General features: G+C 44.5%; 17 protein-coding genes. 3 read left to right on the forward strand and 14 right to left on the reverse strand.

What is annotated here, in order from left to right:
• Positions 1–2: 2 nt before the first annotated feature.
• From asnS to D7Y06_RS15835, 3 genes are all read right to left on the reverse strand, one after another.
• Entirely contained in the window at positions 3–1,394 is a 1,392-nt protein-coding gene (gene asnS, locus D7Y06_RS15825) for an asparagine--tRNA ligase (protein WP_120408723.1), read from the reverse strand.
• 1 nt (position 1,395) lies between these two features.
• On the reverse strand, positions 1,396–2,571 hold the full coding sequence (gene tig, locus D7Y06_RS15830) for a trigger factor (protein ID WP_158591386.1): 1,176 nt from the start codon (positions 2,569–2,571) through the stop codon (positions 1,396–1,398).
• 176 nt (positions 2,572–2,747) lie between these two features.
• Complete coding sequence (locus D7Y06_RS15835) at positions 2,748–3,257, reverse strand: hypothetical protein (protein ID WP_158591387.1); 510 nt, start codon at positions 3,255–3,257, stop codon at positions 2,748–2,750.
• Positions 3,258–3,529: 272 nt separating this feature from the next.
• On the opposite strand from D7Y06_RS15835, the gene D7Y06_RS15840 reads away from it, so the two are divergent.
• Complete coding sequence (locus tag D7Y06_RS15840) at positions 3,530–4,039, forward strand: hypothetical protein (protein ID WP_120408726.1); 510 nt, start codon at positions 3,530–3,532, stop codon at positions 4,037–4,039.
• Positions 4,040–4,087: 48 nt separating this feature from the next.
• Here the strand turns inward: D7Y06_RS15840 and D7Y06_RS15845 are convergent, their stop codons facing one another.
• From D7Y06_RS15845 to D7Y06_RS15870, 6 genes are all read right to left on the reverse strand, one after another.
• Positions 4,088–4,540 carry a DUF1934 domain-containing protein gene (locus D7Y06_RS15845; protein WP_120408727.1) on the reverse strand — a complete coding sequence of 151 codons (453 nt, stop codon included), beginning with the start codon at positions 4,538–4,540 and terminating at the stop codon, positions 4,088–4,090.
• 25 nt (positions 4,541–4,565) lie between these two features.
• Complete coding sequence (gene spoIIR / locus D7Y06_RS15850) at positions 4,566–5,180, reverse strand: stage II sporulation protein R (protein ID WP_120408728.1); 615 nt, start codon at positions 5,178–5,180, stop codon at positions 4,566–4,568.
• A 63-nt stretch (positions 5,181–5,243) separates the two neighbouring features.
• Complete coding sequence (locus tag D7Y06_RS15855; protein ID WP_120408729.1) at positions 5,244–6,422, reverse strand: aldo/keto reductase; 1,179 nt, start codon at positions 6,420–6,422, stop codon at positions 5,244–5,246.
• The gene (locus tag D7Y06_RS15860; protein WP_120408730.1) at positions 6,409–8,352 is read right to left on the reverse strand and encodes an NAD(+) synthase; all 1,944 of its coding nucleotides are present in this window, start codon (positions 8,350–8,352) and stop codon (positions 6,409–6,411) included. Before D7Y06_RS15860 ends, D7Y06_RS15855 begins: the two co-directional genes overlap by 14 nt.
• Positions 8,349–9,218 (reverse strand): Hsp33 family molecular chaperone HslO, encoded by an 870-nt coding sequence (hslO, locus tag D7Y06_RS15865; protein WP_120408731.1) that lies wholly within the window; start codon positions 9,216–9,218, stop codon positions 8,349–8,351. Before hslO ends, D7Y06_RS15860 begins: the two co-directional genes overlap by 4 nt.
• 17 nt (positions 9,219–9,235) lie before the next feature.
• Entirely contained in the window at positions 9,236–10,027 is a 792-nt protein-coding gene (locus D7Y06_RS15870) for a class I SAM-dependent DNA methyltransferase (RefSeq protein ID WP_120408732.1), read from the reverse strand.
• A gap of 73 nt (positions 10,028–10,100) precedes the next feature.
• On the opposite strand from D7Y06_RS15870, the gene D7Y06_RS15875 reads away from it, so the two are divergent.
• Positions 10,101–10,640, forward strand: coding sequence for a spore coat protein (locus tag D7Y06_RS15875; RefSeq protein WP_120408733.1), 540 nt, complete (start codon positions 10,101–10,103; stop codon positions 10,638–10,640).
• 176 nt (positions 10,641–10,816) lie between these two features.
• Positions 10,817–12,127: an MATE family efflux transporter gene (locus D7Y06_RS15880; protein ID WP_120408740.1), complete on the forward strand. Its 1,311-nt coding sequence runs from the start codon at positions 10,817–10,819 to the stop codon at positions 12,125–12,127.
• Here the strand turns inward: D7Y06_RS15880 and D7Y06_RS15885 are convergent.
• The 5 genes from D7Y06_RS15885 to D7Y06_RS15905 form a co-directional block, all read right to left on the reverse strand.
• Positions 12,105–13,016, reverse strand: a complete 912-nt coding sequence (locus D7Y06_RS15885; RefSeq protein ID WP_147415691.1) for a magnesium transporter CorA family protein — start codon at positions 13,014–13,016, stop codon at positions 12,105–12,107. The two genes, D7Y06_RS15880 and D7Y06_RS15885, sit on opposite strands and share 23 nt — an antisense overlap.
• Before the next feature lie 101 nt (positions 13,017–13,117).
• The gene (locus tag D7Y06_RS15890; RefSeq protein ID WP_120408735.1) at positions 13,118–13,249 is read right to left on the reverse strand and encodes a FeoB-associated Cys-rich membrane protein; all 132 of its coding nucleotides are present in this window, start codon (positions 13,247–13,249) and stop codon (positions 13,118–13,120) included.
• Positions 13,250–13,258: 9 nt separating this feature from the next.
• Positions 13,259–15,415 carry a ferrous iron transport protein B gene (gene feoB, locus D7Y06_RS15895; RefSeq protein WP_120408736.1) on the reverse strand — a complete coding sequence of 719 codons (2,157 nt, stop codon included), beginning with the start codon at positions 15,413–15,415 and terminating at the stop codon, positions 13,259–13,261.
• A gap of 106 nt (positions 15,416–15,521) precedes the next feature.
• A complete protein-coding gene (locus D7Y06_RS15900; protein ID WP_120408737.1) occupies positions 15,522–15,743 on the reverse strand; it encodes a FeoA family protein in 222 nt (73 codons plus the stop codon).
• Positions 15,744–15,785: 42 nt separating this feature from the next.
• Entirely contained in the window at positions 15,786–15,995 is a 210-nt protein-coding gene (locus tag D7Y06_RS15905) for a FeoA family protein (protein ID WP_120408738.1), read from the reverse strand.
• Positions 15,996–16,211: the final 216 nt, after the last annotated feature.

The following is a 16,211-nucleotide window of genomic DNA, read 5'->3' on the forward strand; positions in this document are numbered from 1 at the left end:
TCCTACAATTCACAGTTATTTACGGTTCTGGGGAAGGGAACCACGTCACGGATATTAGACATTCCTGTCAAATACATGACGCATCGCTCAAATCCCAGTCCAAACCCTGCATGTCTCGCCGTGCCGTATTTCCGCAAGTCCAGATAGAAACCATAATCCTCTTCCTTTAAGTTAAGCTCCCTCATTCTTGCCACCAGTTTATCGTAATCGTCCTCTCTCTGGCTTCCCCCGATAATCTCCCCAATCTGGGGAACCAGGCAGTCCACGGCCGCAACGGTCTTCCCGTCCTCGTTGAGTTTCATATAGAAAGCCTTGATTTCCTTGGGATAATCCGTGACAAATACCGGGCGCTTAAACACTTCCTCTGTGAGGTACCTCTCATGCTCTGTCTGCAAATCAGCCCCCCAGGAAACTTTGTACTCAAAATTGTCATTGTTTTTCTCCAGAATCTCCACGGCCTCTGTGTAGGTCACTCTGGCAAACTCAGAATTTGCCACATGGGTAAGCCTTTCAATCAGTCCCTTATCCACAAAACTATTGAAAAACTGCATCTCCTCCGGGGCGTGCTCCAGCACATAATTGATAATATATTTTAACATGCTCTCCGCTAAAATCATATCGTCATTTAAGTCTGCAAAGGCAATCTCCGGCTCAATCATCCAAAACTCCGCCGCATGCCTGGTGGTATTGGAATTTTCCGCCCGAAACGTGGGGCCGAACGTATAGATGTTTTTAAATGCCATAGCGTAAGTTTCGCCGTTTAGCTGGCCGCTCACTGTTAGATTTGTAGGTTTTCCGAAAAAGTCCTGGGAGAAGTCCACACCTCCCTCTTTGTCTTTGGGAACATCCTTTAAATCCAGTGTAGTCACCTGAAACATTTCCCCTGCCCCCTCGCAGTCGCTTCCGGTTATCAGCGGAGTGTGCACATAGACAAAGTCCCTCTCCTGGAAAAACTTATGAATGGCGTAGGCGATAAGGGAACGCACGCGGAATACCGCCTCAAAGGTGTTTGTTCTGGGCCTTAAATGGGAAATGCTTCTCAAATATTCAAAACTGTGGCGCTTTTTCTGCAGGGGATAATCTGGGGCGCTTTCCCCCTCAATTACCACTTCATCCGCCTGAATCTCAAAGGGCTGTTTTGCCTGAGGAGTTGCCACCAGTTTTCCGGAAATAATAATCGCCGCTCCTACATTTAATTTTTCCACCGCCTCAAAATTAGGGAGGGCATCGTGATAAACCACCTGTAAGGGTTCAAAGAAAGTCCCGTCATTTACCACAATAAAGCCAAATGCCTTTGAGCTTCTAATGCTCCTCACCCATCCTCCAATGGAAATATCTTTTTCCAGATATTCCTCTTTCCTGCGGTACAAATCCCGAATGTTTACAAGTTCCATTTTAACTGTTCTCCTTTTCTCCATAGTTTACTTTTGCGCCGTCTGCTATTTTCTGGCACGCTTTATTTTGTAAATATACTTTTCTTATATATTTTTCCCCTGATTCTTTGTCTGCCCCATAAGTCTCATACACAGTGTCCACATCTTTAAAGCCTCCGTTTTGTACCAGGTTATTCACATAGTTGTTGTACTCCTCCTCATTAAACTCAATATTTTCTTTCTCTGCAATTGCCTCAAATACCATTTCCTGTTTGATATTATTCGTCATATTGTCCGTAATCTCTTTTCGGAACTCTTCCAAAGTGGAACCGGAATTTGTCACATATTCCTCCAATGTGGTGCCGTTTGTACAGTATGTCTTTTCAAATCCGGCAATATACTCCTCAACCCTGGCATCCAAAAGACCTTCCGGAAGTTCTTTTATCTCACATTTTTCTGTGACTGCATCAATGACTTTCATGCGGATGTCCGACTGTCTGGTATTCTCCGTCTGGCTCTCCAATACCTTTTTAACATTCTCCATAAAAGCATCTTTTGTGTCTGTTTCAAAATACTCTTTGGCTGCGGCATCATCCATTTCATCAAGAGTCATAGGCTTTTGCACTGAATTAACTGTAAAGGTAAACGTCACCTCCTGCCCGGCTAATTCCTCGGATTGATAATTCTCAGGAAAAGTCACATTACAATCTACAGTTTCCCCAACTTTTGCTCCCTTTAACCCGTCAGTAAAGCCTTCAATATAGCCTGTACCCCTGACGGCATCGCTGTTTTTTGCCACATCAATGATCTGATGCTCTGCACTTCCGCCATCAAAAGCCTCCCCGTCTTTTTTCCCCACATAGTCCACGTCTACAATATCATTTTCCCCTACCTGTGTCTTCGTGTCATCCTTTACGTAAGGGCAGTAATAAGAAATCATCTGGGCCGCATAGTCGTTTATTTTGTCTTCTGTCACTTCATAATCAGACTCGCTTCCAATGGTGACTTCCACATCCTTATAATCTCCCAGGGTCACATAGTCATTGACATCGTACTTGATATCCGTACTTTTCATACTTGATTTTTCCCCCGCCGTCTCGGTTCCCTCCACTGCATTTTTATCGGAAGATTCCTTGCCGCATCCGGCAGGAACAATGCAAATCATACATAAAAGTAACAATACGATCTTTTTTTTCATAATATTTACCTCAACTTTCACAATTACGCACGGTATAAGGTACAGTGCGGACAATAGTATTACCATATCACATAATTGTGAAAAATAAAAGTCGTTTCATAAATAAAAAATGTAAAGCCTTTATAATAACAGACTTTACACTCATTTATACTTACAAGCAGGAAAAATTAAGGGAATTATGCCGTATGCACATTTTGGTTCCCTATATGGTCATTTAATATGTGATGCACACGTGAAACTTCCTGTAAAATAAGATTTTCACTTTCTCTGATTTCTGTTCTTAAGTTCTGTTCCGTACGTTTTATCTGCATTTGCAACTCACTCTTCATTGCAGCCTGATCCTCTTTTATGGTTTGGATTTCACCTTTCATATCCTGGATTTCACCTTTCATATCCTGGATCTCGCCTTTCATATCTTGGATTTCACCTTTCATGGTTTGAACCTCACCTTTTATGGTTTGGATTTCGCCTTTCATGGTTTGAACCTCACCTTTTATGGTTTGGATTTCGCCTTTCATGGTTTGAACCTCACCTTTTATGGTTTGGATTTCGCCTTTCATGGTTTGAACCTCACCTTTTATGGTTTGGATTTCGCCTTTCATATCCTGGATTTCATTTTTTACGGGATCCAGTTTCTGATCCATCATATTTGATATAGCTTGCAGCAATTCATTATTTTCCATCATAATTTCTCTCCTTTTATGGTTACTCCGCTTCTCTATACTGACGTGCAAAAAGACTTTACTAAAAACACCAGCCATCATCCTCTCCAAATATGTTATAAGAATCTTTCTTTTAAGTATAATAAAAATATACCACATTCACAACAAAAAGTCTATAAAAAAGACATTGATTTTTCATTTTCTAAATTTTATTACGAAAAGCTAATCCAGTTGCTTTTTCTCCAATTTAATGTTAAAATAATTTGCAGTTGTTAAAAGTAAGGGAGGATTATGTCGTGTCAAAAGTAACGATTGTATTGCTGATTATCGCTATCGTCATGGTAGCCGTTCTCGTAGTTTTATATTTCCTGGGAAAAAAGGCAGAGAAAAAGAAGGCCCAGCAGGACGAACAAATCGCCGCTGCCGCCCAGTCAGTTTCCATGCTGGTTATCGATAAGAAAAAGCTAAAGATTACCGAAGCCGGTTTCCCCGCCTCAGTGGTAAACCAGATGCCCAAGCTTATGCGCCGTTCCAAGCTGCCCATTGTAAAGGCAAAGGTGGGCCCCAAGGTTATGTCCTTTATCTGCGAGGCATCCATATTTGATTCCATTCCTGTTAAAAAGGAAGTAAAAGCCACTGTCAGCGGCCTGTATATCACTTCCGTAAAAGGGCTCCACGGCTCCATTGCCCAGGCAGCCCCAAAGAAAAAAAGTTTCCGGGACAAGCTTCGCAGCAAGTATAAGGAAACCAGCGAGGCCCTGGAGAAGGAAAAAGCAGAACAGCAGAAAAATAAGAAAAAGAAATAATAAAATTTTGCCAGTCCTTTTATACTTACAGGGCTGGCAATTATTTTTTTAAGAACAAATCCGAAAGTCTCCTCCCTCTTTGGACTGAATCTCCATTTTTATGGTACAGTCCGCCAAATGCTCACAGTTGACTTCCAGAGAATACTCCAAATCCAGGGAAATATCGTTTTCCTTTTCCAAAAGTTGAATGGATTTTGCATTGATTCCCACCATAAGGCTGCCAAAAGGCGTCTCATAACATGTCATATTCTGCTTATCCTTCTCAAAGACCATATGTACATTGGTAAATCCTTTTTTCGTAATATCCACACAATCCTCGCATATTTTAATAATATTTTTTGTGACCCCCTCAAACCCTTCCATCACTTCATCAAAAATGACGTAGTGTTTATCGTTTTTCTTATAGTAGTCTCCCGCAGTTATCAAATCCACCGGCTCTACCCCAGACTCCTGCTGCATCACCTGCAGCCCGCTGATTGTCACTAACACATCCCTTGTCATGTTTTCCTCCCCTGCTCATTCCTGGCTATTTCCACCACTCTTTTAGCTTTTCCCAGTACTTAAATTTCACGGAAATCTGGCTCTCCGCCATAAGTTCCTCATATTCTTCCGGTGTGAGCACCGCCTTAAGCTCCCTTTTGGCGTCCTCCTCAACGACCTCATATACGCTTCCTGCAAAACACATATTGGGGTACATCACGCACCACCAGTTGTGCCCCTCCCCTTCCCCTAAGGTAATTTGAAGGGCTTTATAACTTCCCCCGGGAAATGTATAGGATCCATATTGTTTTTCGGGGAAGTCCACAGTTCCCACCCTGGCAGATGCCGGATAAGAAAAGCCCTCCCGCTTTAAGACTTCCTCTGCAATCCGGGTAATTTCCGGCAGTTTTTCCTCCGTCTCCTTAATACATTCCTTCAAATTTTCCACCTGCCCCATATTCCCCTTCATATATCTGCCGATTTCATCCCTGACTTTTAATTTTACGGACTGGTCCGCCTGGCTGTCACTGTTTGCCAGGACATGGAAGCGTAAAATATCCTGGGAAATATCCCTCTGAAATCTCTTTACCCGGTACTGATATGCCCCTGCAATGAAAACTAACGCCAAAGTTATGTAAAAAAATATTTTTTTCCTGTTCATAAAATCCTCCTAAAAATTATTTCTTTTAGGAGAATTTCCAATTTTTGTAAAATTATTCAGTCTCTACCATAATTTTAATAATTTAATAATTTTCCTTGCCGCCTTGTAGTGAAGAGGCTCTAATTCCCGCACAGCGTTTTTCAGCTCTTTGCGGATTTCAATGTGCTGGGGACAATGTTTTTCACACTTACCGCACTGAATGCAGAAAGATGCGCTGCTCTGGTTCTGCCTGAAAGCGGTACACTGCAGGTACTCCCTCCTGGCCCCGCCTTTCGTCTCCGAATAAATCTCATTGTAGCACCGGAAAGTCACCGGGATATCCACCCCCATGGGACAGGGCATGCAATAACTGCACCCGGTACACCCCACTTTGACTGTCTTTTCGATCTCCGCCTTTACCTTCTCCACCAATTCTTCGTCGGATTTTGTAAAAGACCCCGGCAAAGTTTTATCCGCTGTCTTTACGTTTTCCTCCACCATTTCCATGGAATTCATGCCGGAAAGTACGCAGGTGACCTCCGGCTGGTTGTAAAGCCAGCGAAAAGCCAATTCCGCAGGAGTCCTTTTTTCCCCGTCCTTTTCAAAAAGTTTTTTTGCGCTTTGGGGCAGAAGGTTTACAAGCCTGCCTCCCCTTAAAGGCTCCATAATAATCACGGGAAGCCCTTTTTCATGGGCATATTTTAACCCTTCCCTTCCCGCCTGGGAATGTTCGTCCATGTAATTATACTGAATCTGGCAGAAATCCCAGTCATAAACATCCACAAGCTGTTGAAACACCGCCGTATTTCCGTGGTAGGAAAAGCCGATATTTTTGATTTTCCCGGAATTCATTTTCTCCTCTATCCACTCCACAATTCCAAGCTTTTTCAATTTTTCCCAGGTGTCCACATCTGTGAGCATATGCATGAGATAGTAATCAATATAATCTGTCTTAAGACGCCGCAGTTCTTCCTGAAACATCTTTTCCACGCCTTCTATGGATTTTATCAGGTAATGGGGGAGCTTTGTGGCAATATACACCTGCTCTCTGCAGTGATTCCTGTTTAAAATCTCCCCCAGGGCCGCCTCGCTGCCGGGATACACATATGCCGTATCAAAATAATTCACACCTGATTTTAAGGCGGACATTACTTCCTTTTCCGCCTTGTCAATATCAATGCTGTTTCCCTTTCTGGTAAAACGCATACACCCGTATCCCAGCACGGACATATCATTTCCTTTTCTGTCTTTACGATACTGCATATTCTTCCTCCAATTCCCCTATCTCATCTAACCACAACCTTGCGCTGGCGTCTGAGGGCATCCGCAAATCCCCCCTGGGGGAAACTGCAATGGTTCCCACTTTGGGCCCGTCGGGCAGGCAGGAACGTTTAAACTGCTGCATAAAAAACCTGGTATAATAATTTTTAAGCCACTTTAAAATCACATTATCCTCATACAACCCGGAAAATGCCAGCCTTGCCAGGCGAAATACCTTTTTGGGCGGAAAGCCAAACCGGAGCATGTAATATAAAAAGAAATCATGGAGTTCATAGGGCCCTACAATATCCTCCGTCTTTTGGGAAATTTTACCCTCTGAAGGAGGAAGAAGTTCCGGGCTTACCGGGGTGTCCAAAACATCAAGAAGTACTTTTTCCAGCTTTTCCTCCCCGCAGGTATCCGCATAATACCGAACCAAATGGCGCACCAGTGTTTTTGGCACAGAAGCATTTACCCCGTACATGGACATGTGGTCCCCGTTATATGTGGCCCAGCCCAAAGCAAGCTCCGACATATCCCCGGTGCCGATTACCAGTCCCCCGCATTGGTTGGCCACATCCATAAGAATCTGTGTGCGCTCCCTGGCCTGGCTGTTTTCGTAGGTTACATCATGGACATTGGCATCATGGCCGATATCTTTAAAATGAACCTCCACCGCAGCTTTAATGGAAATCTCCAAAAAATCCGCTCCCAGGCACTCTATCATGGATACCGCATTCTGATATGTCCTGTCTGTAGTTCCAAATCCCGGCATGGTAACCGCTTTAATTCCTTTCCTGTCAAGTCCCAGGCTGTCAAAAGCCCGGACTGTCACTAAAAGGGCCAGGGTGGAATCCAGTCCCCCGGAAATTCCCACCACCGCGCATTTGCTGTGGGTGTGGGCAAGCCTTTTGCGAAGCCCCATGGACTGAATGGATAAAATCTCGTCGCAGCGTTTTTCCCTCTCCTCCTTATTTTTCGGGACAAAGGGGGCAGGGTCAATAAAACGGGTGAGTTCCGTCTCCTCATTTTTCAGAGAAAACTTTATGGGAACATGTTCCTTTTCCTCTTTGCCGGAAAAGAAGAATGTGCCCATTCTCCTGCGTTCCTCCAAAAGCTTCCCGATATCCAGTTCAGAGTATATGGTCTCATTTAAAAAGCGCCTGGATTCCGCCAAAAGGTTTCCATTTTCCCCTATGATATTGTGGCCGGAATACACCAAATCCTGGGTGGACTCGTCAATCCCTGCGCTGGCGTAGATATAGCCGCAGATCAGCCTTGCAGACTGCCCCTTTACCAAATCCCTGCGGTAAACATCTTTCCCCGTTGTCTCGTCGCTTGCGGAAAGGTTTACAATCACGTTTGCCCCTGCCAGGGCGTGGCTGATGCTGGGTGGCATAGGCGACCAGATATCCTCGCAGATTTCTGCGGCAATCACAAGGCCCGGCATATCCTCTGTCTCAAAAAGGCAGCCGCTTCCAAAAGGCACCGGCTTTTTCCCGGGAATCAGGGTAATCTCCCCGAAATACTGCTCTCCCGGTGTAAAATGCCTCCCCTCATAAAATTCATTGTAAAAGGGAATATGGCTCTTTGGCACAATCCCTAAGACTTCCCCACGGCTAAGCCCTGCCGCCCCATTGTAAAGTTTTCCCCTGTAACAAACCGGCAGTCCCACAAAGATAATTCCCTCTGTGTCTTTGGAGAAATCCGCTATGTCGTAAAGGCCCTCCGCAGCCTGTTTTAACAAAAGTTCCTGGAAAAACAAGTCCCCGCAGGAGTACCCTGTAATGCAAAGTTCCGGAAAAACCATAATTTTTGCCCCCTGGTTTTCGCACTCCTTTATTTTGCTACAGATTTCTTCCACATTAAATTTTGTATCCGCCACCGATACCTTGGGGGTAACAGCAGCCGCTTTGATATATCCGTCTCTCAACTCCTAATCTCCTTTAAATCTTCCGTTTCAAACTGATAGGCCGTATTGCAGAACTGGCATTTCACCTCAATGCCTTCTCCTCCCGAAATCAAATCATCCAAATCCTTTCCCGGAAGGGTGGCAAGGGATTTTAAAATCCGCTCTTTGGAACAGTCGCAGCGAAACTCTACGGGAAGGGTATCCGTAACTTCAAATTCTATCCCTTTAAGCACCGCCCCTAAAAGCTCCTCCGGGGTCTCCCCCTTTTCTATCAGGGAGGTTACCGACTGCAATGACTCTATTTTCTTTTCTATATCATCAATTAACTCCTCTTTTGCAAAGGGCATGAGCTGTAAGATAAATCCTCCGGCAGCTCTCACCGTATTATCTTTATTCATTAAAACCCCAAGGCCAACCGAAGAGGGAATCTGCTCCGATGTAGCAAAATAATAGGTTAAATCGTCCCCTATCTCCCCTGTCTGCAGGGCAACTTGCCCCACATAGGGCTCTTTCATCCCTATGTCTTTGATAACGCTCATTACCCCAAGGTCAAGAGCATGTCCCACATCAAGCTTTCCCTTGTCATTGGCAGGTAAGATAACATCATTTACAAAGGGGTACCCCTTTACATGCCCCTGGGCATCCGATGTAACCATAAGCCCTTTTGCCGGCCCGCTGCACTGGATCTGAATGGTTAAGATATCCTTCTCCCCCTTCATCATAGCCCCCATCATAACGCCTCCCATAAGCAGACGCCCAAGGGCCGCAGTCATCACAGGGCTGGTATTGTGGTGGTTTTTTGCACTCTCCACCAAATCCTTTGCCGTCACTGCAAATATTCTTATCTGCCCTTCTGCCGCAGTTGCCCTCACCATGTAATCTGACATTTTTTATCCTCTTTTCTCTATGCATTTACAATTTCTGATTTCCAGACTCCTCTGCTTCCTGCTTTTTTGCACTCCCTGGCAATAAAGTACGCCCTCTCGCAGTCCTCTTTCGGAAACTCCAGGGTATCTTCCCCAAAACACGCCACAAATTCCAGCCCCGCCATCTCAAGAAGCGCCCTGATTTCCTTTAAATCATAGCCTTTCTGGTAGTGGGTTTCCTGAAATTTTTCATACCGGTTATCCTCATCCCTCACAAAAAAGGTCATGTCATACTCGTTGATGCGGCTTTCTTTATCATAATAATTTTCCCATATAAAACTACATTCTTCCCTGTTTTCGCAGATGGTATTCTCCCCCAGCACCACTTCATACTTATAAATGGTATTCATATCAAAAATAAAAATCCCCCCGGGGTCAAGATAATTATTTACCAGCTTAAATACGGAAAGCAAGTCCTCCTGCTCCGTAAGGTAATTTAAGGTGTCGCACACAGACACCACCGCCCGCACCGTGCCGTAGAGCTCAAATTCCCGCATATCCTGGTTGAGATAGAGAATGGGCTTCCCCTCCGACTCCTTTTCTGCGGCAATGCCAAGCATTTCCTGGGAAACATCCACCCCAATCATATCATAGCCTTCCTTTGCCAAAAATCTGGTCATTTTCCCGGTTCCGCAGCCTAAGTCCAGGACAAGGCCGTCCCTGATCCCATACTCCAATAATCTGTCTAAGAGATACTCTCCCCATATTTCATAGGGTACATTGTCCATAAAAAGGTCATATACCTCTGCAAATCCACTGTACGCTTCCATGCGTCTTCCCCCGTATTTATAATTTCCAAATATTCTTTATCCATAGTAACAATTTTTTCCGGTAAAATCAAGCATGTATAATTTTTCCCAAAGTGGAAATTCTAAGAGGGAAGAAAAATTGAATATTTTAAAAAGGAGACCAACTATGATTTTAACTGAAAAAGAAACCACTGCCTTAAAAGAGCTGCAGACCCAGGAAAAAATCTGCATGGACCACTACAACCTGTGCGCTGCAAGCGCAAAAGACCAGGGATTAAAAGACCTGTTTTCCCAGATTGCAAAGGATGAGCAGGACCATTACAGAGTGCTGGGAAAACTTATGGAAGGTGAGATTCCCTCCCTGCCGGAAAGCCGTCTGGATTCTTCCACTTATCACCCTGCAGCAGCCTATGACAGCACTTCCAACCAGGGAGACAAGCAGCATGATGAAATTCTTTGTTCCGACAGTATCGGCAACGAAAAAATGGTATCCAGTGATTACAACGCAGGCGTTTTCCGCTTTGGCTCCAGCGATGTGAGAAAAGTGTTAAACCGTATTCAGACACAGGAACAGCAGCATGCGGAGATGATTTATAAATATAAACAGCAGAACGGCATGACCGCATCCTGCTAAATCCATTATTTTTCTTGACTTTCCCCATGTATCATTGTAAAATAAATTTCACTGATACATCAATATAAGAGAAACGTACTCTTTGCCACCGGGTAAAGAGATCAGGCGTCAAACTTCCTATCCTTAGGTCTTTGGAGATAGAAAGCTTGGCGCTTTTTTTGAAGAGAGGAAAGAATATGAAAAAAAACACACTGTTAAAAGAATTTTTCTGGTATGTCTCCCTAAATGTCCTGGGCATGATTGGCCTTTCCTGCTACATCTTAGCGGACACTTTCTTTATCTCGAAAGGAGTGGGTGCAAAGGGTTTAACCGCATTAAACCTTGCCATTCCCATATACAGTTTTATAAACGGATGCGGCCTGATGCTTGGCATGGGAGGCGCCACTAAATATTCCATTTTCAGAGGGAAAAAAGAAACTGGACAGGGAAACCGGTGTTTTTTCCATGTAATTATAACTGCCCTTATTCTCTCCCTGATTTTTATACTAACGGGCATATTTCTCTCTGGGAAAATTACTCTTGCATTGGGCGCTGACAGTGAAGTTTTTGAAATGACAAAAACATATCTTCGGATAATTTTACTTTTTTCCCCCGCCTTTATATTTAACGACATCTTTGTGTGCTTTGTGAGAAACGACGGAAACCCGGGCCTTTCCATGGCGGCAATGCTTGCGGGGAGCTTTTCCAACATTTTACTGGACTATATTTTAATCTTCCCTTTAGAACTTGGAATTTTAGGAGCTGTTTTGGCTACGGGATGCGCCCCGGTAATCAGCATGTGCATACTTCTCCGCCACAAAATTTCCGGCAAGAACCACCTGCACCTGGAAAAATCCCGTTGTTCCTCTAAATTTTTGGCAGGTATCCTTTCCCTGGGTGTTCCTTCCCTGATTACGGAGGTTGCCTCCGGCGTTGTAATCCTTGTCTTTAACGCCTTAATCCTGGGTCTTTTAGGCAATACCGGGGTCGCCGCCTACGGAATCGTGGCAAATCTCTCCCTGGTTGTAACTGCCGTTTTCACCGGAATTGCCCAGGGCTTGCAGCCCCTTGTGAGCCGTTCCTATGGAATAGGGGAAAAAGAAGATATCCGGAGACTTTTAAATTACGCCGCAGCTTTTGTATTTCTGCTCTCCGGCTTTCTTTACCTTCTGTTCTTTTGTGCCGTGGAGCCCATAGCTTCCGTTTTTAACAGTGAGGGGAATGAAAAATTACAGATTATCGCTGTGACTGGGATGAAACTCTATTTTACCTCCATCCCTTTTACGGGGCTTAACATTATTCTCTCCGCCTTTTTTACCTCCACGGAAAAAGCCCTTCCGGCCCAGGGAATTTCTCTGTCCAGAGGACTTTTTCTTATCCTGCCTGCCGCCTTTTTGCTGGCACAGCTTTGGGGAATGACTGGAATATGGCTTTCCTGCCCTGCCACGGAACTTATTGTCTCTTTTGTGGGGATACTTGTTTTATCTAAAAAAACTTTTTCTTCTTAAAATAGCAAAGGCTCACCACCACAATGAGCACACTCACCCCAATTACCACAGGGTAACTGTATATCCATTTCAGCTCTGGCATATATTCAAAATTCATGCCGTACCACCCGGCAATCAGGGAGAGGGGCAGAAAAATAGTCGTAACAATAGTCAAAAGCTTCATGATGCTGTTCTGGCGGATTTCAATTTCCGCCTGGTACACATCCTGTACCTGCATGGCATATTCCCGGAGCACCTGGATTTCCTGCTGCAGCCTCTGGCACCTCTCCATAAACAGCTGATATCCCCGCACTTCCCTCTCCTTAAAATAGTCCGAGCCGTCCTCCGCCAAAGCTTCCCCCAAATTTATCATCTGCCCGTAATAGCAGTAAAAACGGGAGATTTCTTTTTTCAGCCCCAGCATTTGAAAGGTAAAATTCCCGGTATCTTTCTTTAAAACCATCTCCTCCATATCTGCGATAGTGCGCTCTAATTCCGCCACATATAAAGTATCCTCCTCAATAAAAGACATGAGGAATTCCGACAGAAATTTGTCCGGGGAATATGGTTTTCCCTCCCCCCGTTTCCTGATTTTTTCCAGGGCGGGCATCACCACCTCCCCCTCGTCCACAAATATCAGTTTTCCGGGCAGAAGATACAGGCTAAACACATACTGACGTTTTTCTTTTTTCTTTACGGGAATATGAAAGGTACAAAAGAGATAGTTCGCATGGTGTTCTAATCTGCAGAAAAACACGGCCCCTGGATTTTGATGAATGGAGTGATCTTCTTTGAGATAAAATTCACTTAAAAAACTCTCCTCATCAAAAATTCCAACTCCTCCCTCCAGGCTTTCCCACTCCCTTTTTTTTACCTTTTGAATTCCCTCTTCACCCAGGGCATAGTACATAAGTGTTCCTTCTTTCCAATAGTGTATGATATATCCTATACACAGTTTTGTCCTTACCAGCTGGGATTTATGCAAAATAATGCTATAAATGCAGATTTTTCTCAGTGACAGCCCCTGCAATGGCTGCAGTCCCCGCCGCACTGTGATTTTCCGCTTTTCTTATCCTTTATCATACTGCGGATAATCAGCGCCACGATTCCTGCCAAAATTATTCCTATTACAAAAGTACCCATACATGCCTCCTATCTGGACTTTGCCATAGTCACGCCTATTTCCAGTTTACCCTTTTCCCGGTAAGGCCGGAACAAAAGATAGAAAAATCCTGCCCCACAGATGACGGCCGCCGCTGTTCCAAATCCAAAAACTCCCGTTGAAAAAAACGTCCCTATCTGGTAAATGCACATGGCTGTAAGATAAGCTAAAACCGTCTGATATCCAATGGCAAACCAAAACCACTTGATATGATTCATTTCTCTTTTTATGGCTCCCATTGCCGCAAAACAGGGGGCGCACAAAAGATTAAACACTAAAAACCCGTAAGCGGCAGCACCAGTCATAACGGATGCCAGGGAACCCCAGATTTCCGCTCCGTCCTCCGCCACTTCCCCAAATCCGAAAAGCATACCAAAAGCTGCCACCACATTTTCTTTTGCGATAAGCCCGGTAATTGCTGCAACTGACATCTTCCAGCCCTCTCCTCCTTCAGTCCAGCCAAGGGGGGCAAATATTGGGGCAATGATACCTCCAAGGGCCGCCAATATACTGGCATTTAAATCTTCCACCATGCCAAAGGTTCCGTTTTCCCACCCAAAACTCATGAAAAACCACAGGACAATGGTGGAGAGAAGGATAATGGTGCCCGCTTTTTTCATAAAGGACCAGCCCCGCTCCCACATACTCCGCAGGATATTTTCTGCAGTGGGCATATGGTAGGCGGGCAGTTCCATCACAAAAGGTGCCGGCTCCCCTGCAAACATTTTTGTTTTTTTCAAAATAATTCCAGAACAGATAATAGCCCCGATTCCCACAAAGTAGGCGCTCCATGCCACCCAGCCCCCATTGCCAAAAAACGCCCCGGCTATTAATGCAATAATGGGAAGTTTCGCCCCGCAGGGAACAAATGTGGTGGTCATAATAGTCATTTTACGGTCCCTGTCATTTTCTATGGTACGGCTTGCCATAATACCTGGAACTCCGCAGCCGCTTCCGATCAGCATGGGGATAAAGGATTTCCCGGACAATCCAAATTTACGGAAAATACGGTCCATAATAAAAGCTACCCTGGCCATATATCCGCAGGCTTCCAAAAACCCTAAAAACAGGAACAATACCAGCATCTGGGGGACAAATCCCAAAACGGCCCCCACCCCGGCCACAATTCCGTCTAAAATCAATCCGGAAAGCCAGTCTGCACAGCCGATTGCCGAAAGCCCTGACTCCACTGCCGGGGGAATTATTTCACCGAACAACACATCATTGGTCCAGTCTGTTACAATAGTTCCTATGGTGGTCACAGACACATAGTATACCAAAAACATAACTGCGGCAAATATGGGAAGGGCAAGAATTCGGTTTGTGACAATTCTATCAATTTTATCCGATACCGTCAATGTTCTCCCACTGGCCTGCTTTGCCACACAATCTTCCACAAGGGATGAAATATAAAGATAACGCTCATTGGTAATAATGCTCTCCGCATCGTCGTCCATAGCCTCTTCCAATGCTCTTATCTCCTTATCTGCCCTGGGCAGTTTCGGGAGCAATTCCCCGATTTTTTTGTCCTGCTCTAAAACCTTAATGGCAAAGAAACGCCTCTGTTCTGCCGGAACGGACAAATCCAGTTTCCGTTCCACCTCTGCAATAGCTTTTTCCAGCTCCTCCCCGAATTTATGTACCGGGGCCTGGGCTTTCTTCCGGGCCAGGGCAACTGCCTTTTCCGCTGCCTTTTCAATACCGGTACCCTTTAAGGCGGAAATTTCCACTGCCTCGCAGTCCAAAGCCTTTCCCAGTTTCTCTATATGGATTTTATCCCCCTTTTTCTCCACCAAATCCATCATGTTTACAGCCATCACCAGGGGAATCCCAAGCTCCAGTAACTGAGTGGTCAGATACAGGTTTCTCTCAATATTCGTCCCGTCCACAATGTTTAAAATCACATCCGGCCTTTCCTGGATCAGATATGTCCTGGCAACCACCTCCTCTAAGGTGTAGGGGGAAAGGGAATAAATTCCCGGCAAATCTACAATCACCACGTCTTTATGGCCTTTTAACTTTCCTTCCTTTTTCTCAACAGTAACCCCCGGCCAGTTGCCCACAAATTGATTGGAGCCTGTAAGGGCGTTAAATAAAGTAGTCTTTCCACAGTTGGGGTTACCCGCCAACGCAATTTTCACTGACATCATTTATCTCCTCTTTTCTCTAATTTTTAACGTAATATAACTAACAGTTATTTGTCTTGACTTTCTGTAGTAAGCTTTAACTAACTATCGGGTAAAAAAAATCAGCCTACTCCACTTCAATCATAGACGCATCCTTTTTCCGAAGGGACAGTTCGTATCCCCGCACGGTAATCTCCACCGGGTCCCCCAAAGGTGCAACTTTCCTCACAAATACCTCCACACCTTTTGTTATTCCCATATCCATAATGCGCCTTTTTACCGGGCCGGCGCCGGATAGCTTTTTCACTGTAACGGTTTCCCCGCAGGGAATTTCCCTCAAGGTTTTCATAAAATTCCTCCTTCTCTTTCCATATCATCTGCTTCAAAAATGCTATACAATAATTTTATTTGCCATATTCCTTCCAATGGCCACCCGGGAATCTTTCACATTCACAATTATATTCCCCTCCATAGCGCTTACCACTGTGACAAATCCCCCCACTACAAATCCCAGGGTCTCCAAAAAACGCCGGGTTTCCTCCTTGCCGCCTACTTTTTTAATTCTGCTTTTTTCCCCTTCCCGCATCATAGACAATGGCATATTTTTATCTCCTTCCCTGAATACAAATTATTTTGTTTCTTTTGTTAGTATATTCTAATATTGATTAGTTGTCAAGAACTTTTTTGTTTACAATAAAAATATAGGACTAAGTGACGATTGCAAAGTTTACCAGTTTTTAATATAATCCCATCTTCGACAGTTACAGAAAAACAAAGTGGCAGAATCCCTTGAATTTATTGGGGATATGCCACTTTT

This window comes from Roseburia sp. 1XD42-69 (assembly GCF_003612565.1).
Taxonomy (GTDB): domain Bacteria; phylum Bacillota; class Clostridia; order Lachnospirales; family Lachnospiraceae; genus Roseburia_B.

Coding starts and splice junctions, on each gene's coding strand:
- asnS (WP_120408723.1), bottom strand. CDS start 1,394: ATGGAACTTGTAAACATTCGGGATTTGTACCGCAGGAAAGAGGAATAT.
- tig (WP_158591386.1), bottom strand. CDS start 2,571: ATGAAAAAAAAGATCGTATTGTTACTTTTATGTATGATTTGCATTGTT.
- D7Y06_RS15835 (WP_158591387.1), bottom strand. CDS start 3,257: ATGATGGAAAATAATGAATTGCTGCAAGCTATATCAAATATGATGGAT.
- D7Y06_RS15845 (WP_120408727.1), bottom strand. CDS start 4,540: ATGACAAGGGATGTGTTAGTGACAATCAGCGGGCTGCAGGTGATGCAG.
- spoIIR (WP_120408728.1), bottom strand. CDS start 5,180: ATGAACAGGAAAAAAATATTTTTTTACATAACTTTGGCGTTAGTTTTC.
- D7Y06_RS15855 (WP_120408729.1), bottom strand. CDS start 6,422: ATGCAGTATCGTAAAGACAGAAAAGGAAATGATATGTCCGTGCTGGGA.
- hslO (WP_120408731.1), bottom strand. CDS start 9,218: ATGTCAGATTACATGGTGAGGGCAACTGCGGCAGAAGGGCAGATAAGA.
- D7Y06_RS15870 (WP_120408732.1), bottom strand. CDS start 10,027: ATGGAAGCGTACAGTGGATTTGCAGAGGTATATGACCTTTTTATGGAC.
- D7Y06_RS15875 (WP_120408733.1), top strand. CDS start 10,101: ATGTATAATTTTTCCCAAAGTGGAAATTCTAAGAGGGAAGAAAAATTG.
- D7Y06_RS15880 (WP_120408740.1), top strand. CDS start 10,817: ATGAAAAAAAACACACTGTTAAAAGAATTTTTCTGGTATGTCTCCCTA.
- D7Y06_RS15885 (WP_147415691.1), bottom strand. CDS start 13,016: ATGTACTATGCCCTGGGTGAAGAGGGAATTCAAAAGGTAAAAAAAAGG.
- D7Y06_RS15890 (WP_120408735.1), bottom strand. CDS start 13,249: ATGGGTACTTTTGTAATAGGAATAATTTTGGCAGGAATCGTGGCGCTG.
- feoB (WP_120408736.1), bottom strand. CDS start 15,415: ATGTCAGTGAAAATTGCGTTGGCGGGTAACCCCAACTGTGGAAAGACT.
- D7Y06_RS15900 (WP_120408737.1), bottom strand. CDS start 15,743: ATGAAAACCTTGAGGGAAATTCCCTGCGGGGAAACCGTTACAGTGAAA.
- D7Y06_RS15905 (WP_120408738.1), bottom strand. CDS start 15,995: ATGCCATTGTCTATGATGCGGGAAGGGGAAAAAAGCAGAATTAAAAAA.